This window comes from Lysinibacillus sp. FSL R7-0073 (assembly GCF_038009065.1).
Taxonomy (GTDB): Bacteria; Bacillota; Bacilli; order Bacillales_A; family Planococcaceae; genus Lysinibacillus; species Lysinibacillus fusiformis.
In genome coordinates this window covers 2,824,505-2,844,396 of the sequence record NZ_JBBPAS010000001.1, presented here as the reverse complement: position 1 = coordinate 2,844,396, position 19,892 = coordinate 2,824,505, and the positions used below count along the sequence as shown (strand labels likewise).

At 39.2% G+C, this 19,892-nt stretch carries 23 protein-coding genes; 14 read left to right on the top strand and 9 right to left on the bottom strand.

All coding sequences use genetic code 11. From position 1 onward, the window contains the following. Positions 1-13: 13 nt before the first annotated feature. Entirely contained in the window at positions 14-700 is a 687-nt protein-coding gene (locus MKY88_RS14175) for an ArsR/SmtB family transcription factor (RefSeq protein WP_193832339.1), read from the bottom strand. 86 nt (positions 701-786) lie between these two features. Between MKY88_RS14175 and MKY88_RS14170 the strand changes: the two genes are divergently transcribed. The 4 genes from MKY88_RS14170 to MKY88_RS14155 all read left to right on the top strand — a co-directional run bounded on the left by MKY88_RS14170 (position 787) and on the right by MKY88_RS14155 (position 3,508). Then, the gene (locus tag MKY88_RS14170) at positions 787-1,095 is read left to right on the top strand and encodes an antibiotic biosynthesis monooxygenase family protein (protein ID WP_328200510.1); all 309 of its coding nucleotides are present in this window, start codon (positions 787-789) and stop codon (positions 1,093-1,095) included. 29 nt (positions 1,096-1,124) lie between these two features. Then, positions 1,125-1,955, top strand: a complete 831-nt coding sequence (locus MKY88_RS14165) for a CbrC family protein (protein WP_340813982.1) — start codon at positions 1,125-1,127, stop codon at positions 1,953-1,955. A gap of 27 nt (positions 1,956-1,982) precedes the next feature. After that, positions 1,983-3,095, top strand: coding sequence for a PA2928 family protein (locus MKY88_RS14160; RefSeq protein ID WP_340813980.1), 1,113 nt, complete (start codon positions 1,983-1,985; stop codon positions 3,093-3,095). A gap of 125 nt (positions 3,096-3,220) precedes the next feature. After that, complete coding sequence (locus tag MKY88_RS14155) at positions 3,221-3,508, top strand: hypothetical protein (protein WP_069481765.1); 288 nt, start codon at positions 3,221-3,223, stop codon at positions 3,506-3,508. A 94-nt stretch (positions 3,509-3,602) separates the two neighbouring features. On the opposite strand, the gene MKY88_RS14150 is transcribed toward MKY88_RS14155, so the two are convergent. The 3 genes from MKY88_RS14150 to fdhF are packed head-to-tail and all read right to left on the bottom strand — an operon-like array spanning position 3,603 to position 8,081. Continuing rightward, complete coding sequence (locus MKY88_RS14150) at positions 3,603-4,649, bottom strand: Mrp/NBP35 family ATP-binding protein (protein WP_328200514.1); 1,047 nt, start codon at positions 4,647-4,649, stop codon at positions 3,603-3,605. A gap of 11 nt (positions 4,650-4,660) precedes the next feature. Beyond that, a complete protein-coding gene (locus tag MKY88_RS14145; protein WP_328200515.1) occupies positions 4,661-5,140 on the bottom strand; it encodes a DUF1641 domain-containing protein in 480 nt (159 codons plus the stop codon). 4 nt (positions 5,141-5,144) lie between these two features. After that, positions 5,145-8,081 (bottom strand): formate dehydrogenase subunit alpha, encoded by a 2,937-nt coding sequence (fdhF, locus tag MKY88_RS14140; protein ID WP_340813979.1) that lies wholly within the window; start codon positions 8,079-8,081, stop codon positions 5,145-5,147. A 580-nt stretch (positions 8,082-8,661) separates the two neighbouring features. Here fdhF and MKY88_RS14135 point away from each other — a divergent pair. From MKY88_RS14135 to moaA, 3 genes are read left to right on the top strand one after another with little or no spacing between them, the layout of a single operon-like run. Next, positions 8,662-9,009 carry a DUF2294 domain-containing protein gene (locus MKY88_RS14135; RefSeq protein ID WP_008178574.1) on the top strand — a complete coding sequence of 116 codons (348 nt, stop codon included), beginning with the start codon at positions 8,662-8,664 and terminating at the stop codon, positions 9,007-9,009. A 13-nt stretch (positions 9,010-9,022) separates the two neighbouring features. Continuing rightward, the gene (gene fdhD / locus MKY88_RS14130) at positions 9,023-9,841 is read left to right on the top strand and encodes a formate dehydrogenase accessory sulfurtransferase FdhD (RefSeq protein WP_193832336.1); all 819 of its coding nucleotides are present in this window, start codon (positions 9,023-9,025) and stop codon (positions 9,839-9,841) included. Further along, positions 9,842-10,858, top strand: a complete 1,017-nt coding sequence (moaA, locus tag MKY88_RS14125; RefSeq protein ID WP_328200517.1) for a GTP 3',8-cyclase MoaA — start codon at positions 9,842-9,844, stop codon at positions 10,856-10,858. A 46-nt stretch (positions 10,859-10,904) separates the two neighbouring features. Here the strand turns inward: moaA and moaC are convergent, their stop codons facing one another. From moaC to MKY88_RS14110, 3 genes are read right to left on the bottom strand one after another with little or no spacing between them, the layout of a single operon-like run. Further along, on the bottom strand, positions 10,905-11,387 hold the full coding sequence (gene moaC, locus MKY88_RS14120; RefSeq protein WP_193832334.1) for a cyclic pyranopterin monophosphate synthase MoaC: 483 nt from the start codon (positions 11,385-11,387) through the stop codon (positions 10,905-10,907). Beyond that, positions 11,380-11,970: a molybdenum cofactor guanylyltransferase gene (locus MKY88_RS14115; protein ID WP_193832333.1), complete on the bottom strand. Its 591-nt coding sequence runs from the start codon at positions 11,968-11,970 to the stop codon at positions 11,380-11,382. Before MKY88_RS14115 ends, moaC begins: the two co-directional genes overlap by 8 nt. After that, complete coding sequence (locus MKY88_RS14110) at positions 11,967-12,461, bottom strand: MogA/MoaB family molybdenum cofactor biosynthesis protein (RefSeq protein WP_328201018.1); 495 nt, start codon at positions 12,459-12,461, stop codon at positions 11,967-11,969. Before MKY88_RS14110 ends, MKY88_RS14115 begins: the two co-directional genes overlap by 4 nt. 174 nt (positions 12,462-12,635) lie before the next feature. On the opposite strand from MKY88_RS14110, the gene MKY88_RS14105 reads away from it, so the two are divergent. Genes MKY88_RS14105 through moaD form a run of 5 tightly spaced genes read left to right on the top strand, consistent with a single transcriptional unit; the run spans position 12,636 to position 16,145 of the window. Beyond that, a complete protein-coding gene (locus MKY88_RS14105; protein ID WP_340814834.1) occupies positions 12,636-13,652 on the top strand; it encodes a thiazole biosynthesis adenylyltransferase ThiF in 1,017 nt (338 codons plus the stop codon). Between the two features lie 13 nt (positions 13,653-13,665). Beyond that, positions 13,666-14,955 carry a molybdopterin molybdotransferase MoeA gene (locus tag MKY88_RS14100; RefSeq protein ID WP_328200518.1) on the top strand — a complete coding sequence of 430 codons (1,290 nt, stop codon included), beginning with the start codon at positions 13,666-13,668 and terminating at the stop codon, positions 14,953-14,955. After that, on the top strand, positions 14,919-15,443 hold the full coding sequence (mobB, locus tag MKY88_RS14095) for a molybdopterin-guanine dinucleotide biosynthesis protein B (protein ID WP_340813977.1): 525 nt from the start codon (positions 14,919-14,921) through the stop codon (positions 15,441-15,443). Before MKY88_RS14100 ends, mobB begins: the two co-directional genes overlap by 37 nt. Then, positions 15,440-15,919, top strand: coding sequence for a molybdenum cofactor biosynthesis protein MoaE (locus tag MKY88_RS14090; protein ID WP_193832329.1), 480 nt, complete (start codon positions 15,440-15,442; stop codon positions 15,917-15,919). The genes mobB and MKY88_RS14090 overlap by 4 nt, the downstream gene beginning before the upstream one ends. Beyond that, positions 15,912-16,145, top strand: a complete 234-nt coding sequence (gene moaD / locus MKY88_RS14085) for a molybdopterin converting factor subunit 1 (protein ID WP_340813975.1) — start codon at positions 15,912-15,914, stop codon at positions 16,143-16,145. Before MKY88_RS14090 ends, moaD begins: the two co-directional genes overlap by 8 nt. Positions 16,146-16,182: 37 nt before the next feature. On the opposite strand, the gene modB is transcribed toward moaD, so the two are convergent. Then, positions 16,183-16,839 (bottom strand): molybdate ABC transporter permease subunit, encoded by a 657-nt coding sequence (gene modB / locus MKY88_RS14080; protein WP_258269127.1) that lies wholly within the window; start codon positions 16,837-16,839, stop codon positions 16,183-16,185. 3 nt (positions 16,840-16,842) lie between these two features. Then, positions 16,843-17,628, bottom strand: a complete 786-nt coding sequence (modA, locus tag MKY88_RS14075; protein WP_340813974.1) for a molybdate ABC transporter substrate-binding protein — start codon at positions 17,626-17,628, stop codon at positions 16,843-16,845. Between the two features lie 158 nt (positions 17,629-17,786). On the opposite strand from modA, the gene MKY88_RS14070 reads away from it, so the two are divergent. Beyond that, on the top strand, positions 17,787-18,707 hold the full coding sequence (locus MKY88_RS14070; RefSeq protein WP_340813972.1) for a helix-turn-helix transcriptional regulator: 921 nt from the start codon (positions 17,787-17,789) through the stop codon (positions 18,705-18,707). Between the two features lie 241 nt (positions 18,708-18,948). Continuing rightward, entirely contained in the window at positions 18,949-19,398 is a 450-nt protein-coding gene (locus MKY88_RS14065) for a trimeric intracellular cation channel family protein (protein ID WP_340813970.1), read from the top strand. Positions 19,399-19,892 lie beyond the last annotated feature (494 nt).

Below are 19,892 nucleotides of genomic sequence, written 5' to 3'. Positions count from 1 at the left end.
GTCCCATACTTGTTTACATCTCTATTTGAAATACGTCTTTCAATCCAATTTTACCTTTCTCCGTCACCTGAATGGCACGAATAGAAGGGACACGAGTAAGCCAGCCAAGCTGGAATAAATGATTGAATAGCTCACTACCAAGAGCACCAGCCAAATGATAGCGCCGTTCACTCCAATCTAAACAGGCGTGTGAGAAGGATCTTCTTTTCTTTTTTAATGCAGGTAAGTCGATACCAAATGATGTGAAAAATAATGCGCCTTCTTCTGTTAAAACAAACTGCTTTTCTTCTAATTTTAAATAGCCCGCTCGCATCATCGATTCTGTCAAATGAACACCTAATTTACCAGCCAGATGGTCATAGCAAGTTCGAGCCTCCTGCAATAATTTTATTTGGCTAGATTGTTTTAAAGATCGTATTTCAGGGGGAGGTGAAATGGCTAGGAAGGATTCAAGAAATTGAGCAATTTCCTCGTCAGCTAATTGAAAATAGCGGTGTCTACCCTGTTTTTCCACCTTTATTAGTTTTCCTTCTACTAATTTAGCTAGATGAAAGCTAGCCGTTTGAGGTTTAATAGAGGCCATATAGGCTAGTTCACTAGCCGTATGGAAACGACCGTCCATCATACTAGCGAGTATGGTAGCTCTTGAAGTTTCAGCGAGGAGTGCTGCGACTTCAGCCATATTTGGATTAATTCCCATGTGTCACAATCCTTTCGTTTACTATATTTTGATTTTAGTCAAAGTCATTATCGTTTACAATAAGAGTTATAGAGGGGGAGAAATAAATGGAAACATATTATGCAGTGATCTTTACTTCACAAAGAACCGAACATGATGGGGAGGGCTATGGTAAGATGGCAGAAATAATAGATGATTTAGCCAAGCAACAGCCTGGCTTCCTACGTGTTGAAAGTGTAAGGGAGGAGGAAGGGAAGGGCATTACCGTATCCTATTGGGAATCACTAGAGGCTATTCAAGCATGGAAAGCCAATGCCAAGCATTTAACGGCCCAGCAATTAGGAAAAGAAAAATGGTACACTCATTATCAAGTTGAAATTTGCCAAGTTATGAAAGAGTATTCTTTTAAACATTAAAATTAGGGAAACGAAGGAGGCAGATTTTGATGACAATTGCTGAAGAATGGCAAGAGCTTAGAAATAATTTTAATCCTTCTCAACCAATAACGGTTAACCAGTTGCATATTTTTAAAGAGCAATTAAAGAATGGGCCACAAACGCAAGAAGCATTGAGAATACTAGTCGAGGTCTATTGTTTACTAAGGATGTATCCAGAGGCGTATCGACTATTTACAGCTATTATGAATAGTGATGATAAAAAAGATCGAAAAAAATTAGGAACGCTACAAACCTACATAAATCAACCAAATTCGGTGGTTCCGTTGATGCCACAAAAGATACGAGATCAACGGTCTATCCAAACGTTCATCCCTACGTTTAAATATTTACCAAAGCCATTAGAATCGAAAATTTTTGAAACAGATGACATCGTTGTGTGCGATTGTTGTCAACAGGAAGTGGATGTCTATTATACAGGTGGTATTTACGCGATAGAGGATGTTGATTATCTTTGTCCTTCTTGTATCCATAGTGGAGAAGCCGCCCGAAAATATGATGGTTCATACCAGCAAGATTTAATTCATGATGAACATATTTCAAATCCTACATTAGCAGAGGAAGTGCTGTATCGAACGCCAGGTTATGTGAGCTGGCAAGGGAATAATTGGGTAGCCCATTGTTCAGATTATTGTGCATTTATTGGCTATGTTGGTTGGAGTGATATAGTGGAGCTAGGCATAGACGATCAGTTTGACAATTATACGGGCTTTTCGCTAGAAGAGCTTTCTGCTACCTTAATGAACAATGGGCATCATCAGGGGTATTTATTTCAATGCCTGGAATGTGACCGCTATGTGCTTTATTCAGATTTTAGCTAATGGTTGTTTGGTAGAGGAGGTACTAAAGTGGAACAATTTCTTCAACGGTACATGTATTCTTGGCGCTTAAATGGCTGGCTTGTTCACGATATTTTTTTAGGGGTTGTCTTTGGACTGGGATTGTTACTGCTACTATTTATTGCTATTAAACGAAAGCGTCTTATTATTTCTATCAGCTTGCTCGTCATTTATTTAGTAGTAAGTAATGGACTAATGATAGTTTTCGGTTTAGCAGGACGAAGCTTTCCAATCAAATCGGACTCCTCCATTTATACAGACGAATCACAAAAAATAGCTGTCCAAATGGTGCAGGGCTCTGAAAATAATGGAACATCCAATGGCATTACACACTTGATTTCACACTATCTCATTGTAGCTGTGAATATGGAGACAGGTGAAAAACAATGGACAAAATCGGCTTCCTATAAAGAAACGCTTATTGGAAACTTTATGGGTGGCTTACTTGTTCACCATCGAGATGGTGAATATGGGCAATTGTCACTTTTAGATATAAAAACGGGAAAAGAAATACTTTCTGAAAAGGAATTTCGCCAGCAGCACCAGCCATTAATAGATATTTTGAGCAATGGTGCGCAACAGCTGATAGCTTTACAAAACGAACTTTATTTAGAAGGTGTCGATGGTCATTTTTATCATTATGATGGTAAGATTTTAAACAAAGATGATAATGCCAAAAATTATATAGCTGCTCGTTTCTTTATTGAGTCGGATCTGCCAGGTTATTTTGCTACACATCATCAGCCTTTAGAAGATTATGAGGAGATTCAAGATTTTAGTCACCAGGTGTTGTCAGAGCCAGCTATACTAAACTATCAAAATTTGGAGCCAAAAGTAATAGATGTAGATTTAGCCAACAGCACTGCCCTCCTTTCATATCGAGAGACCCAGCGAGAGAGTGCAGATCATATGCTCGTGCTGTACGATATGAAAAAGCATCAATTGCTATGGGAAGAGAAGATTGGTGCCATTAATTCCTATCAACAGCAGCCTAAAGTACGAACAGTGGAGAAGGGTTATATCATCCATACAGGGGATCAGCTTTTAGTCCTAGACAAACATTCAAGGGATAGGATTGTTCAATATCACCTACGTTGGAATCGACCAATTGATGAAATATAAATGACAGTGTGCTGAAATAACTTATGGCAAAAAATCATTAAGCTCAGGAAAGCATTATTCGCTTCTAATAAAAAAGGTATAATTTAATAGGAAGAAACTCTGTAAAATAAGGATGGAGTAAGCTAATGAATGAGCAAATAATAGATTGGATTACACGCTTTCAAAGGGATAAAGATATCGAAGCTCTCGCTCGTTTAAAAGACTATTGTTTTGCGATGATTGAACCTTTAATTGAGGAATTTACATGGAAGCATGGTGAAGAGGCGGGGCAGTTATTACGTTTAAACTGGGATAAACGATTTTATTTTATTTTTACAAAATATCAGGTGAATGTGGGGCTTCCATTAGATACATTTGTCCAAAATACGTATCGTTTTTATTTCATGCAAGTATTAAAAAAGGCTGGCTATTAGTGATCCGTTAAATTCGGTGAATGCTCGAAAAAAAATAACAGGGAATAAAAAAGAATCCCTTGATTTGCTTATACACAAATCAAGGGATTCTTTTTTATTGATAGAGTATATCTTCTGCTAGGTGAGTAAACACTTCGCCAATAATTGTATCTGCATCGTATACGGAGGAGCCCGTATTTTCTTCAGGTTGAGCAAAAGGAATATGTGCTAAAACATTAGTTTGCAATAATTCGGCTAATTGTTCAGCTCCACCTTGTCCAAAAAGATAGTTTTTTTGACCATCTGCCCCTTCAAAATAGGCCATATTTTCGACGACACCAAGTATGGTGTGTTTGGTATGTTGAGCCATTAAACCTGCTCGCGAAGCAACATGAGATGCAGCAAGATGAGGTGTTGTGACAATTACTTCCTGTGCTTGAGGAATCATCGCCGCCATATCAATTGCCACATCGCCTGTACCTGGTGGCAAATCGATGAGGAGATAATCTAATTCTCCCCAATGTGTGTTGACCAGGAAATTTCGAATCCATTTGTTGAGCATAGGCCCACGCCACATGACAGGCTGGTTGTCATTTGTAAAAAAGCCCATCGACATGATTTTGACGCCGTGAACCATCACAGGGATAGCAGTTTGGTCAAGCATGGTCGGTTTTTGGTCAACATTCATCATCGTTGGTATACTGAAGCCGTAAATATCTGCATCTAAAATACCGACACGTTTCCCAAGACGAGCAAGAGCAACAGCTAGGTTGATCGTTACGGTAGACTTACCAACTCCACCTTTACCACTAGTTACTGCAATAAATCGAACACCAGAATGGGGCAATAGCATTTTTGGCATCCCTTTATCTGTCACATTTTTCGCTTGTAGAGAGGCGGTTAAGGTGCGGCGCTCCTGTTCAGTCATTGCCCCAAAGCTAATGATAACAGGGGAGACACCAATCGCTTTTAATGCCTCCTCCACATCCTGCTGAATTTTTGCTTTTAAAGGGCAGCCAGAAATAGTCAAAATGATATCAAGCGATACTTCTGTACCATTGATTTGAATATTGCGCACCATATTTAAGTCTATAATACTTTGATGAAGCTCTGGATCTTCTACCTGTTTCAAGGTGTTGAGTATAATTTCTTTCGTTAACATGTAGACACCACCTAATCTTTTAAGCCTTTGCCAAGTCCTTTTAAGAAATGGACACCGAAATTGAGTGCACGATTAACATCTGGATCATTTAACATTTTAACTAGCTTAAAAGCACTCACTTTTTCATCAGTTTCTAGAGCTTTGTTAGCTTCGTCTACCCCAGCATTTAAGCCTTCAATAAGTTTTGTTGTTGTGTCAGGATTTAGCTCTGTCAAGGCTCCTGCAACACCCATCAAATTATTAATGATATTCGTCACAGGCTTTCGTGTTAATTGCCCAAGTGCTATATGAGCAACATCCTCTTTCGCCTCAAGTAACTTAGTAGCGGCTTCTAATGCTCCAATATCTTTTAGTTCTGCCATAATGGTAAATACTTGCTGAACTGCTTCTTCATGATCAGAAAGTAGTTGTTTTAGATTATCTAATTTTTGTTCTTTTAGTTGTTCTTCCGTAAATTGTTGCTTTTTTATGCTTGTAATCGGGACAGCCATGCTCTCACTCTCTTTCGTTAGTAGTTGTTAAGTGAACGTAGCCAGGACGATTCCATTTTCGTTGTACCTCGACGCCATTTTGAGGATGGCGCTTTTTATAGCGTGGGTTTGTTCGAGGAAGTGGTGATTTTCCTTTTGCTTTTAGCACTTCTACTCGAACTTTCGTTTGTTTATAGGCAGGTGTTGACGTATTCACATCTGCGGCTGGACCCGTTAAGAAATTAATAGCGGAATCCTTGCTAACAGAGTTCATTGGTAAGAATAGCTCGTTACCTTGTACGCGATCTGTGACAAGAGCATTTAGCTTTAATGCACCATATGGCGATACTAAACGGAGTAGAGCACCATCCTCAATGCCTCGTTCTCTCGCTAATTCTGGTGATACTTCTACAAAAATCTCAGGAACTTTTGATTGAATACCCTTTGATTTATTCGTTAAGTTGCCTTCATGGAAGTGTTCAAGCATACGCCCGTTATTTATATGACAATCATACTGTGCCTCAAATTCAACTGGTTCCACCCAGTCATTTAATGCAAAGCGTGCCTTTTTATCAGGGAAGTTAAATCCATCCTCATATAGTAAAGGAGTATCTTTCCCATCATGACTACCCCAGCAGAAGCTACCCCAGCCCTCTAATACATTATAGTTGGCTTGTGAGAAAAGGGGAGAAAGGCTAGCCATTTCGTCGAAAATGTCGCTTGGGTGATTGTAATGCCAGTCAGCACCAAGACGACGAGCAACTGCTTGTAGAATTTCCCAATCTGGCTTCGACTCACCAAGTGTCGGTAAAACCTGATACAGACGTTGAACGCGACGTTCTGTATTAGTGAATGTACCTTCTTTTTCAAGTGAAGGAGCAGCTGGTAAAATTACATCCGCATATTGCGCCGTGCGTGATAGGAAACAATCTTGGACCACAAAGAAGTCTAATTGGGATAGCACCTCATCCACATGGTTAGCATTGCAGTCGACAAGCGCCATATCTTCTCCTACTAAATACATCGCTTTCATTTTACCTTCCATAATCGCATCTAACATTTGCATATTATTACGACCTGGCTGTGGTGGAATGTTGACACCATATGCTTGTTCAAATTTAGCACGAGCCTCATCATCTGTTACTTTTTGATAGCCTGGCAATAGATTGGGTAGTGTACCCATATCACATGCGCCTTGAACATTATTATGACCGCGAAGAGGGTAGGCACCTGCACCTGGACGACGGTAGTTACCAGTTGCTAAAAGTAAATTAGAAATGGCAGCTGATGTATAAGAACCACCTGTATTTTGCGTGACGCCCATACCCCAAAGAACGCAAGTGCCGTCTGCGTCACGTATCATTTCTGCCACCTGAATGATGGTTTCTTTAGAAATACCAGTCATTTCTTGTGCATAATCAAGTGTATATTTTTCAAGTACTTGTTTAAAATCATCCAAGTGTAGGACATTTTCCTGAATGAAGGCTTCATCATGCCATCCTTGATCCATCATATATTTGGTTACAGCCATTAACCATACTTGGTCAGTACCTTGCTTCGGACGCATAAATATGTCTGAACGCTCAGCCATTTCATGTTTACGTATATCGGCAACAATCAGTTTCTGACCGTGTAATTTATGGGCACGTTTGACACGAGTGGCCAAAACGGGATGACCCTCAGCCGGATTTGCCCCAATAATAATGACAAGACCTGCCTTGGCAATATCTTTGATAGTTCCTGCATCTCCACCCATACCTACAGTGCGTAATAAACCGTCCGTAGCCGGTGATTGGCAATAGCGGGAGCAATTATCAACATCATTTGTCTTAAACAATTGACGTGCCATTTTTTGAATTAAGTAATTTTCTTCGTTTGTAATTTTAGATGATGAAATAAAGCCAACAGAACCAGGGCCATATTGTTGTTGAATGCCTCCCAGTTTAGTGGCAATTAAATCAAGTGCTTCATCCCAAGAGGATTCCACAAAGGCATCTTCTTTACGAATTAATGGCTTTGTTATACGTTCTTCAGAGTTGATGAAGTCCCAACCGAATTTCCCTTTAACACAAGTAGAAATCGCATTGACAGGACCATCGGAAGGTTGTACTTTTAAAATTTTACGATCCTTTGTCCACACTTGGAACGAGCAGCCTACACCACAGAAAGTACAAACTGTTTTTGTCTTTTTCGTCCGTTTACTACGCATCGCCGCTTCCACCTCAGAAACAGCAAAGATACCACTATAGCCGGGCTCTACTTCCTTTATCAAACTGATCATTGGATCTAACATATCCTGTTTAAGACCAGTCATAAATCCAGCCTCTCCAAGCATGGATTTTTCCATTAACGCATTACATGGGCAAACGGTTACACATTGACCGCAGCTGACACAGGAAGAATCATTAATCGCAACGCCAGTATCCCAAATTACGCGAGGTCTTTCTGCCTCCCAATCCAAAGATAGCGTTTCATTCACCTGTAAACTTTGACAAACCTCTACACATTGTCCACATGCGATACATTGGTTTGGATCATATTGGTAAAATGGGTGTGACATATCCACTTCATGTGGCTCCACTTTTGGTTTGTATGGATATTTTTGATGCTCGATTTCCATTAACTCAGCTGTGTTGTGTAACGTACAATTCCCGTTATTATTATCACAAACTGTACAGTACAATAAATGATTTTCAAGAAGACGATCCATCGCTTCCGTTTGTGCCGCCTTTGCTTTGTCAGAAGTTAATAATATATTCATGCCATCGACTGCCTTCGTCGAGCATGACCGAACTAATTGGCCGTTCACCTCAACGATACATGTATCACAAGTCTCGATTGGATCAACGGTAGGTACATGACAAATTTGTGGATGTGGGATGTCATGTTGATTAATGGTATCAAGGATTGTAGCTCCTTCTTTTACATCGTACCTTACGCCATTAATATGAATTTGAGTCAAGGTAACTTCCTCCTTTTACACTATGAGACTACTCGGACAACCTGTTACGGCTTAAGACAAAAGGGAATTACATTGCGAGTTTTCTATAAATGATGAAAAGATTGTCTTGTTATCATTGTAATTCCCAAATGGTCTTGAAGCTACCTCAAAATAGGGTAATTGTTAGAACATAGCAAGTTATCCATGTCTCGGATTAAAAAATAAAAAAATCCACCATGAAATGGCACGTCCAAGACATGCTAATACATTCATGGTGGATAAAATTCTTAGCAGGCCTTGCTAAAAACTCAATCAGCTTTTATTTTTTGGTCATAATAGAATTCAAATATTCATAAACACTATGCGACTTAAGTAGATGACGACATAGGGATCAAAATACATAAATTCCATTTGTGCTATTATTATAGCCCTTTCCCGCAAAAGGAACAATATGAATCATAAATATTTTTACATGAGAATAATTATCAAAAACATTTTCCCTTTTATTTTTTTAAAAGTTACTATATGATTAACAAACTGTAAGGGTGACCCCCATAGTGATTGCCTAAAAAAGTATAATGATGATGGGAGAATCGTTACGATGTCTAAAAAAGTTCATGAATTTAACGATATGATTCGTAAATTACGAAAAGAAGTTTTTGGTAAAGGACCAGAACGTATTCATACGGTTTTTGTTGAAAATATGGCTGTTTCCACTTTATACGGGAATATCACCCCAACTGAAAAATTCATTGCGGGTTCACCCGAAGGATTGAAAATGGTTCATGCCGCAAGGACGAGCATGATTCAAGATTTATATGCACAATCGCCACCGGAGGGCATGGAAGAATTAATGGGCAGTAAATTACTCCATTTATTTTCAGATATTAAAATTGAAGAGGATTTTGCGATTTCCGTCTTTGTTTTTGAAAAGCATATAAGTGAATAAAGGAGGATGCCTTATGGAGAGAGCCGTTACGAGGAAGATTGTGCGGGTTGAGGGGCAGCAAGTGAAGGAAATAGATGATTTAATTGTCTCAGAATATGCTGTGACCGTGAAAATTAATCAACAAGAATTTGTCACGATGGTTTGTACGCCAGAGTATGTCGAGGATATGGTCATCGGTTATTTAGCGTCTGAACGGGTGATCCGTAGTTACGAGGATATTGAGGACATTTGGCATCAAGAACAAGAAGGCTTTGTGCACATTAAAACCAAGCATGTCAATCCTTACTATCAGCAAACACAAAACAAACGCTATATAACGTCTTGTTGTGGAATGAGTCGACAAGGCTTTGTTTTCACAAACGATGCTTTAGTAGCAAAAAAAATGGAAGATATTCATGTGCAAATTACGACTGAAGATTGCTTTCGTTTAATGCATGCAATGCAAGAGACGGCTGATATATTTAAAAAAACAGGTGGTGTGCATAATGCAGCGCTATGCGATGTCAATGGAATTGTTTTAAGTCGCATGGATATTGGTCGCCATAACGCTTTAGATAAAATTTACGGCTATTGTTTACGTCAAAATATTAGTATGCAAGATAAAATTATTGTTTTTAGTGGACGGATATCATCAGAGATTTTACTAAAGGTATCTAAAATAGGCTGCGAAATAGTATTGTCCAAATCAGCACCAACCGAATTAGCCTTGCAATTGGCCGAACAGCTTGGTATTACGACGGTAGGTTTTATTCGACAACAAACATTGAATATTTATACACATCCACAACGCATCATTATACCAGCTCAGAATGTACGGAAAGAAGGAGATTAAATGACGGATCTACAAGACCAACTACACAGACCGTTAAGAGATTTAAGAATATCCGTGACAGATCGCTGCAACTTTCGCTGTCGTTATTGTATGCCAGCAGAAGTATTTGGTCCAGATTATGCATTTTTACCGTCTGAAAAAATATTAAACTTCGAGGAGATTGAAAGATTAGTCAAAATCTTCGTCTCATTAGGTGTTAAAAAAGTTCGCATTACAGGTGGAGAGCCTTTATTACGCCGTGATTTAACGGAATTAATTGCCCGAATTCATCGCCTAGAAGGTGTAGAAGATATTGCCTTAACAACAAATGGCACTTTATTAAAAAAATATGCACAGCCATTGGCACAAGCAGGCTTATCCCGAGTGTCAATTAGTTTAGATTCACTAAACGACGAGCGTTTTTTTGAGATGAATGGACATCGAGGGAAGGTTTCAACTGTGTTAGAGGGTATTGAAAAGGCAGCGGAAGCAGGTTTACAAGTAAAAATTAATATGGTCGTTCAAAAAGGAAAAAATGACCAAGATGTTTTAGAAATGGCACGATTTTTTAAAGAAAAACAACATATTTTACGCTTTATTGAGTATATGGATGTTGGGAATTCGAATGGTTGGCGCATGGATGATGTGTTGGCCAAAAAAGACATCGTTGAGCAAATCCATCAGCATTCACCGTTGCAACCGATTGCTCCTAATTATCAAGGGGAAGTGGCGACACGTTACCAATACAAGGATAATCAAGGGGAGATTGGTATTATATCATCAGTCACAGATTCTTTTTGCATTTCTTGCTCACGTGCCCGCCTCTCAGCAGAGGGCAAATTATATACTTGTTTATTTGCTACAGAGGGTACGGATTTAAGAGAGCTATTAAGATCAGGACAAGATGATACAGCAATTATTAATTGTATAAAAAATGTATGGACAGAAAGAAATGATCGCTATTCAGACGAGCGGAACGAACAGACGATGGCAAACAGGAAAAAGGCTAAAGTTGAAATGTCTCATATCGGGGGGTAAACATGAAAAACAGAAAAAAATCGGCAAGCCGCCGAATTTTTTCTGTTTATTTATGCGTAAAGGTACCGCTTTTTCCGCCTGTTTTTTCTACAAGATAGGTTTCTTTAATGACCATCGTTTTATCAACCGCCTTACACATGTCGTAAAAAGTGAGGGCAGCGATGGACACAGCTGTAAGGGCCTCCATTTCGACACCAGTTTTTCCATTGCATTTGACAGTAGCTTGAATGTGTAGCTCATAACCATGATCGGTTTTTTGATAGTCAAATTGCAAATCCGTGCCCTGTAGCATAATAGGGTGGCACATAGGGATGATATCGGCCGTTTTTTTAGCGCCCATAATTCCTGCAATTTGAGCGACTTGTGTAGGGTCACCTTTCTTGATACCACCTTGTTGGATGGCCTGATAGACCTCATTGGATAATGTAATGGTACTGCGTGCTATGGCTGTGCGCGTTGTTATTTCTTTTTCAGATATGTCGACCATTTTGGGACGACCTGCTTCGTTCCAGTGGGTAAAATTATTCATTGTTAGACTCCTTTGTTACTGTTTGTAGCCAATCATGTTGAGCGTTGATATTAATAAATGTTGGACAGTTCTCATTAAAAGGAACATAACAAACACGAAGCTGATCTAAAAGCACTTTCATACTCCGTTTGTTTTGTTCCATCAATTGTTTTGCCATGGGTAATGCAGTGCGTCGATATAAGGCTGCTAATGGCTGGTAGCGTGAATTTTGTTTTGGAACAATCGCATCATAAGAATCATTTATATTGCCTAGCATCTCTTCAATAAACGGTGCGTTCATATAGGGCATATCACTAGCGACGACAAAAAACCATTCTACCTCAGGAAAAGATGCCAGTATATGATGCAGGGCAAAAAGTGGCCCTTGATGGGGCTGCTGTTCTATAATCCATTGCACATTCTCGGGGCCAAACCTTGGTTGCAGGCTAGCGTTTGTAGCAATCACCAAAGGATTTAGTTGATTTTCTTGGAGGGCGTTGAGGCTGTGCTTATATAAAGGCAGCCCAGCAAACGTCTCAAACATTTTCGGTTGACCATATCGAGAGGATTGACCACCAGCTAAGATAACACCAGCAACATTCATAGGCGATTCAATTCTCCAACAAAATGTTGTACGGTCGGTAAAATTAGCTTGGTCATGGCCAAGATGACAGCGTTAGTAGAACCTGGTAAAACATAAATAGCCGTTTGATGGCGGCAACCAGCTGTGGCCCGACTAAACATAGCTTTGGGACCAATTTCCTCATAGCTTAACGTTCGAAATAATTCTCCAAACCCCATCATTTCTTTTTCAAAAAGAGGCAAAATGGTGTCGTAGGTTTGGTCTCTTGGTGTAAAACCAGTTCCACCAGTGACGATAATGGCATTGATGTTGGCATGATTGCACCATTGATGAATAAGTTTTGAGATATCAAGCGGTTCATCCTTTGTTATTTGGTAGTCAACTACTTCAAAAGCAGCCTCTTGAAGTAAAGAATGAATGCGCTGACCTGCTATATCATCTCCCTTTGTCCGTGTATCACTCACAGTTAAAATGGCAGCATGGATGGGTTGTTGATGATGTGTAGGATGCAAGGTAGAATAACCTCCTTTTCTTGCGTTATTGGAGTTTTTCACAAAAAAGCTCCATTCGTGAAGTGAAGAACGAGCACGAAATAGAGAAAAATTTTCTGAGTAAGTTTCACTTTATTATAATGCTATCGACGAAAAGGTCAAACGAAAATTCATAGAAGGAAAGGCAAAATGCTCATGAATAATAGATATTCGAGACAACAATTATTTAGTCCTATTGGACAAATAGGTCAGCAGGCAATGAAACAAAAACATGTCCTCATCATAGGGGTTGGCGCCTTAGGCAGTGCTAGCGCAGAAGCACTCGTGCGTGCAGGTGTTGGAAAATTAACGCTGATAGATCGAGATTATGTGGAATGGAGTAATTTGCAACGACAGCAATTATATACGGAGAAAGACGCACAAGAGAAATTGCCGAAAGTGATCGCAGCCAAAAATCGACTGCAACAAATTAATGCAGAGGTGGCTATTCATATTGCTATTATGGATGCCTGTACAGAATCATTGCTACCGTTGCTAGACGATATAGATGTCATGGTAGACGCCACTGATAATTTCGATGTTCGCTTTCTGATGAATGATCTTGCACAACAGTATCGTATTCCATGGGTGTATGGCTCTTGTGTAAGTAGTTATGGGGCTACCTATACGATTGTGCCAGGGAAAACACCATGTTTACGATGTTTGCTGAAGGTAATGCCTCAAACAGGGATGACCTGTGATACAGTAGGAATTATTAACCCTACTGTCCAAATAGTAGCGGCATATCAAGTAGCAGAGGTATTAAAACTGATAGTTGGCGATGAAAAGGCCTTACGAAAAAGCTATTTGACGTTTGATGTTTGGCAAAATCAACATTATGAAATCAACGTAGATAAAATACGTCAGGATGATTGTCCAACCTGTGGTCACCACCCTACGTATCCATCTTTAGCTTATGAAAATCAAACAAAACTAGAGGTGCTTTGTGGTCGTGATGCCGTACAAATCCGACCGCCAAATCCGACTCACTACAATTTAGAGCAGTTGGCAGACCAACTTCGTTCCTATGGGGATATTCATATTAACCCTTATTTGCTATCTTGCCAAACAGAAGATTATCGCATTGTCATTTTTCAAGATGGGCGTGTAGTGATTCATGGAATTCAGGAGATACAACAAGCAAAAACCATTTACTATCGTTTATTAGGATAAAGGAGTGTGCCAAATGTTAGAAAAGAGACAACCAATTCCAGTGTCGGAAGCTGTACATCGTGTAATGGATTATGCTTTTCAAGCCAAAAAGGAGTTTGTGCCATTATCACAGGCTTATGGACGCTTTATTGCGGAGGATATTGTCGCCGATCATGATGTACCAGCCTTTGATCGATCCCCCTATGATGGCTATGCCATTCGTTCTATCGATAGTCAGGAAGCATCGTCAGCACAGCCAGCCAAATTTCAAGTCGTTGGAGAAATTGGTGCAGGCTTTGTTTACGAGGATGTAGTCGGATATGGCCAAGCAGTACGCATTATGACGGGGGCGCCAATACCAAAAGGTTGCGATGCAGTTGTAATGCTAGAATTAACCCAGACATTTGAGGAACATCAGCAAACATTTATGTCGATTAAACGGGCGTTTGCAGCAGGTACTAATATTTCTTATAAAGGTGAAGATGTACAGCAACATACTGTTCTAATTGAAAGAGGACAATATATTAACCCTGGTGTCATGGCCATACTAGCTACATTTGGCTATACGCAAGTGCCTGTATTCCGTAAATTAGTGGTAGGTGTCATTGCTACGGGCAGTGAGTTACTAGAGCCAGAGGAAACTTTACAGCACGGAAAAATTCGAAATAGCAATGCTTATATGAACATGGCACAAATCGAACGAACAGGTGCAGAAGTTCGATACTTTGGCAAATTTAGTGATGATCTTGATTTGTGTATTCATATCGTTGAAAAAGCATTACAGGAAGTCGATATTTTACTGACAACGGGAGGCGTTTCCGTTGGAGATTACGATTATTTACCAGCAATCTACAAAGCCATTGACGCTAAGGTATTATTTAATAAAGTGGCGATGCGTCCAGGGAGTGTAACAACAGTCGCTGCTAGGAATGATCAATTATTATTTGGACTTTCCGGTAATCCTTCAGCATGCTATGTTGGCTTTGAGCTATTTGTACGCCCCATTATTCGCACAGCATTTGGCAATCAACAGCCACATGTCCGCAGAGAGCAAGCTATTTTAGGGGCAGATTTTACAAAGCCCAATCCATTTACTCGCTTTGTAAGAGCTCGTGTATACTATGAAAACGGTCAGCTAGTGGCTGTACCATCTGGTTTTGATAAATCGAGTGCCGTTTCGTCTTTAGCGTCAGCTAATGCATTTATTGTCTTACCTGGTGGCTCCCGTGGCTATGAAAAAGACATGCAAGTAGCAGTTTTATTGCTAGAAGATTTGCAAGGAAGTGAGTGGCCTTGGAACAACATCGAAAAATCATACAGATAGTTGGCTATCAAAATAGTGGAAAAACGACTTTGATGGAGCAATTGATCAAGCAAGCCACGAAAGAAGGACTACGAGTAGGGACCATTAAACATCACGGGCATGGTGGAGCGCCAGTAGAAAATTCTTCGAAGGATAGTAGTCGACACGAACAGGCAGGTGCTCGTGTTTCAGCAGTAGAAGGAAAAGGTACTTTACGGTTAAGTATTCACCAACATAGCTGGCAACTTGCAGATATACTTGCGATTTATGCTACCCTTTCAATGGATATTATTTTGATTGAAGGATATAAAAGAGAACTTTACCCGAAAGTCGTGTTACTACGAACAGCAAAGGACCATCTTTTGCTACAACAAATGTCTAATATCCTTTGTGTAATTTATTGGCCAAGCTATCCAATTGATCAAAACCTAATGATTCCAGCCTTTTCTATTAATGAAGAAACAGAATATATGGAGTTTTTGTTGAATGAAATGAGGGAAAAACTATGACGACAGCTATGTTTGAAATTATTGATAAGCCGATTGATGTGGAGGAAGTACGGCACAAAGTAATTAGCCGAAACGCTGGAGCGATTACGCTATTCATCGGAACTGTACGAGAAATCACACAAGGTAAGAAAACATTGTACTTGGAATATCAGGCTTACCCGGCTATGGCAATTAAAATGTTTGAGCAAATTGCACAAGAACTAAAACAGCAATGGCCAGAAGCAGAAATAGCGATTACACATCGCATAGGGCGATTGGATATTACGGATATAGCCGTAGTCATTGCTGTATCATCCCCACATCGAAAAGTAGCCTATTTGGCAAATGAATATGCCATTGACCGCATTAAACAGATTGTGCCCATTTGGAAAAAAGAACATTGGGAAGATGGTACGCAATGGATGGGGGATCAATTAGAAAATGTCCCGTATCCTGAAGGAAAACCGGCAATTGATGAGGAGGGAAATTGTGATTAATATCTTATTATTTGCTCATTTACAAGAAGCGGTTGGTGCGTCAACACTATCAGTAGAACTGTCAGACGTGACGGTTGTTCAAGTAAAAGAATGGATGGAACAGCACTATCCTCAATTGACATTACAGCAGATGATGACAGCCATTAATGAGGAATTTGCAACGGATACAACCATTGTTAGATCGGGCGACACAATCGCCTTTATTCCACCTATTAGTGGTGGATGACGAAAAAGAGGTAGCTGGTTTAAACCAGCTACCTCTTTTATACTTTTAGGAAATGAATGCTAAGAAGCATCAGAAAAGAAATAGCGATCATGCACAAAACCCAAGTCCAGGCAAGGGTCATGTTCCCCGAATCAATCGCCATATAAATCGCTAATGGGGTTGTTTGTGTTTTCCCAGGAATATTACCCGCAAACATTAACGTAGCCCCAAACTCACCTAATGCACGAGTGAAGCTCAAAATGCCCCCTGAAACAAGAGCCTTTAATGCAAGTGGAATGGAAACGAACATAAAGACTTGCCATTCGTTAGCCCCATCTACACGTGCTGCATGTTCAATATCGCGATCAATCGAGGCAAAGCCCGTTTTGGCTGATTGATACATTAATGGAAAGGCAACGATGGTAGAGGCGATGACGGCTGCCCACCATGTAAACATGACAGGCTGATCAAAAAGCCAGATAATTAGATTTCCTAACAAACTATTCTTCCCAAATATAACAATGAGCAGAAAACCTACTACAGTTGGAGGTAATACTAAGGGCATTAGCAAAATCGTTTCCAGTAATAGCTTCCCCTTAAAATGATGAGTCGCCATCCATTTGCCCAATAAAATACCTGCCAATATAGCAATCATACCCGCAACAAAGGCAATTTCTATCGAAAGCCTAAGGGGAGACCAAAAATCGGTACCCATCCTTTATTGCGCTCCTTTAAACCCATACTTTTTAAAGACTTCCATTGCCTCATCACTTTGTAAGAAATGATAAAAATCTTCAGCCTCTTGTACATGTTTACTATTTTTAATGACACCAACAGGATAGATAATAGGTGTGTGTGTTTGATCATCTGCAGTTGCAACGACTTCGACTTTATCTGATACAAGCGCATCTGTTTTATAAACAATTCCTGCATCTACATTTTCTGTTTCGCTATAAGTAAGGACTTGGCGTACGTCTTTCGTATACACTACCTTGGATTCAAGTGACTCCCAAAGTTGCATATTTTTTAACGTTTCCACCCCGTATTGCCCAGCAGGCACTGTTTCAGGTGTACCCAATGCAATTTTTCCTGCTTGTTTTAAATCTTCAAAGGATTGGATTTGTTTGTCATTTTTCTTAGGGACGATTAATACTAATTCATTTGCTAAAAGATCCATCCCCTGTTTAGGATCAATCATCTCTTTTTCTACAAGCGCATCAAATTTATCTTCGGCTGCAGAAAAGAAAAGATCTGCAGGAGCACCTTGTAAAATTTGTTGCTGTAATGCGCCTGAACCTCCAAAGTTATAGAGAATTTTAATTGTATCGTGTTCTTTTTCATAAGTTATTTTTAGTTCTTCTAAGGCATCTTGTAAACTAGCAGCCGCAGATATGGTTAATTCAATCGGCTCTTTTACTTGCGGATCTTTTTCTTCGTTTCCACAAGCAGCTAATAGACCAACTAGAATGAGTATGGATGCAAAGAAACTATAAAATTTTTTCACTTTATTTTTCTCCTTTTATAACTCGTTATAACAAGACATAACTAATTATAATAAGTTATAAGTGAAAAAGAAACCTGTAATTGGTAGAAAATTTCAAGATGTTCACACGTAAATAAATAAGTTACCATGTAAGAAGAGGCTTATAGGAGGAGAATGATATGTCACAAGAACAATCCTATACAATTGAAGAGGTTGCACAATTATTAAAGGTTTCGAAATTAACGGTCTATGATTTAGTGAAAAAAGGAGATTTGCCCGTTTTTCGAGTAGGACGCCAGATGAGGGTGGACCGTGCTGATTTACTGGACTATATACAAAAACGTAAGACCGGTAATGCCGCATCGACGCCAGTAGTAGCCAGCCAAACAAAAAAACTTCCAAAAATTATTATTAGTGGACAAGATGTAGTGTTAGATGTATTAGCAAAATACATGGAGAAAAGACAGTCTAGTAAAGTATTGAGATCTCATGAAGGTAGTTTTAATGGTCTCATGGCGATGTATAATGGAGAATGCGATATAGCCAGTTTACATATGTTTGATGGGGACACAGGAGACTACAATACACCCTATGTAAAAAAGATTTTTGTGAGCCATGCTTTTTTGCTCATTAATGTGGTGTCCCGTAGAGCAGGTTTCTATGTTCAGCAAGGAAATCCTCTCCAACTAGAATCCTTTAAAGACTTTAAGACAAAGTCCTGTACGCTCATCAATCGTGAGAAAGGATCGGGTGCACGTACTTTATTAGATGAACAATTGCGTATTCATCACATAGCTCCTTCTATGATTGATGGATATGACAAAGAAGAAATGAGCCATCTCGATGTCGCATCGGCTGTAGCAAATGGGCGCGCAGATGTTGGCATAGGGGTTGAGAAAATTGCTAAACTAGTAAACGTTGATTTTATTCCTGTTATTAGAGAGCGCTATGATATTGTGCTGTTAAAAACACCTGATAATCAACAATTAATTGATACGGTGAAGGAAATTTTGACTTCAGCAGATTTCCAATCTGAAGTGACTGCATTAGGAGATTATGATGTTTCTCAAATGGGGCAGGTCATCTATGAAACACTGTAACTCTAATGATCGTTTGTATTTCTCGAATAAATGGATTACAATTTTACCTGGAAATTTTATGGTCGTTGTGTTTTCTGTACATTGCAGAATGTCTATGAAATTTCGAATGAAGATTTGGTGAGATGGATAATTTAGTAGGTAAAACTGCTAAGATATTAGCCCGCCATAAAATAGTTTGCGTAATAACACGCAACTATTTTATGGCGGGCCTTTTTTCGTTTATAAAAAGGAGTTGGATTAAGTGACATGGACAGTATTACACATTATTGCCTACGCTATTAGCGGCGCATTTGTTGCCTTACAGGCCAAGTATTCTTTTATAGGTATATTTGTGCTTGGTCTTACTACATCTTATGGTGGGTCCATTATTCGTAACATTGTACTTGATATACTTGTGTCCAATATATGGGAGCGGCAAACCTTACTTGTCGTTTTAGTTACACTGACGACTATTTTATTTGTTAAAAGGAATTGGATACATCACTGGAACCGCTTGGGATATTTCTTTGATTCTATTGGCCTTGCTTCCTTTGGAATACAAGGAGGATTGTTAGCGCAAAGCCTCCATCATGATCTAGGTATTATTATTCTAGCTTACATGTTTACCGGTGTTGGTGGTGGCATGATCCGAGATTTGTTAGCAGGTAGAACGCCGCACGCACTAAGAGAAGAAATCCATGCTGTTTTTTGACATTTTTTTGTGGGTTTTGCATCCGGGTAGGATGGAGCAGCCCGCTTGAATTGTCAGCTATTGTTATTTTGATTGTGGTCCTTCGAATGTTATCTGTGAATAATAAATTGAAGCTTCCTTGGAAATTTTTGCATTAGCCCAAATTTCCTTGTGGCTTTAAATGAAAGAATGTTTGCTGTATCTAGTACAAATGGTTTTAAGAAGGGAGATTTAAACGTTTAATTTATGATGTTGTTTTTCATCATGAAGGATATTCCTCTGCTGGAGTTGGATTGGTAATTTATTTTAGTAATCGAACATTCGACTATTTGTTCAATAAACATACATGCTTATAACTTTCAACATAGTACAATTTTGTTTTAAAAGGAATTCTATATGAGTAGAATCCTTTTTTTTTGTGATTTTTTAGAGTTTTAACAAGACTCTATGGAAATACTCGTAGACTAAGAGTAATGAATGTTAAATATAACTGAATTGGTATTTTTTATAAAATA

Coding starts and splice junctions, on each gene's coding strand:
- MKY88_RS14150 (WP_328200514.1), bottom strand. CDS start 4,649: ATGTTAACGAAAGAAATTATACTCAACACCTTGAAACAGGTAGAAGAT.
- MKY88_RS14170 (WP_328200510.1), top strand. CDS start 787: ATGGAAACATATTATGCAGTGATCTTTACTTCACAAAGAACCGAACAT.
- MKY88_RS14145 (WP_328200515.1), bottom strand. CDS start 5,140: ATGGCTGTCCCGATTACAAGCATAAAAAAGCAACAATTTACGGAAGAA.
- MKY88_RS14100 (WP_328200518.1), top strand. CDS start 13,666: ATGTTAGAAAAGAGACAACCAATTCCAGTGTCGGAAGCTGTACATCGT.
- MKY88_RS14135 (WP_008178574.1), top strand. CDS start 8,662: ATGTCTAAAAAAGTTCATGAATTTAACGATATGATTCGTAAATTACGA.
- MKY88_RS14090 (WP_193832329.1), top strand. CDS start 15,440: ATGACGACAGCTATGTTTGAAATTATTGATAAGCCGATTGATGTGGAG.
- MKY88_RS14155 (WP_069481765.1), top strand. CDS start 3,221: ATGAATGAGCAAATAATAGATTGGATTACACGCTTTCAAAGGGATAAA.
- MKY88_RS14165 (WP_340813982.1), top strand. CDS start 1,125: ATGACAATTGCTGAAGAATGGCAAGAGCTTAGAAATAATTTTAATCCT.
- moaC (WP_193832334.1), bottom strand. CDS start 11,387: ATGAATAATTTTACCCACTGGAACGAAGCAGGTCGTCCCAAAATGGTC.
- MKY88_RS14115 (WP_193832333.1), bottom strand. CDS start 11,970: ATGAATGTTGCTGGTGTTATCTTAGCTGGTGGTCAATCCTCTCGATAT.
- MKY88_RS14070 (WP_340813972.1), top strand. CDS start 17,787: ATGTCACAAGAACAATCCTATACAATTGAAGAGGTTGCACAATTATTA.
- MKY88_RS14105 (WP_340814834.1), top strand. CDS start 12,636: ATGAATAATAGATATTCGAGACAACAATTATTTAGTCCTATTGGACAA.
- moaA (WP_328200517.1), top strand. CDS start 9,842: ATGACGGATCTACAAGACCAACTACACAGACCGTTAAGAGATTTAAGA.
- modB (WP_258269127.1), bottom strand. CDS start 16,839: ATGGGTACCGATTTTTGGTCTCCCCTTAGGCTTTCGATAGAAATTGCC.
- MKY88_RS14175 (WP_193832339.1), bottom strand. CDS start 700: ATGGGAATTAATCCAAATATGGCTGAAGTCGCAGCACTCCTCGCTGAA.
- fdhD (WP_193832336.1), top strand. CDS start 9,023: ATGGAGAGAGCCGTTACGAGGAAGATTGTGCGGGTTGAGGGGCAGCAA.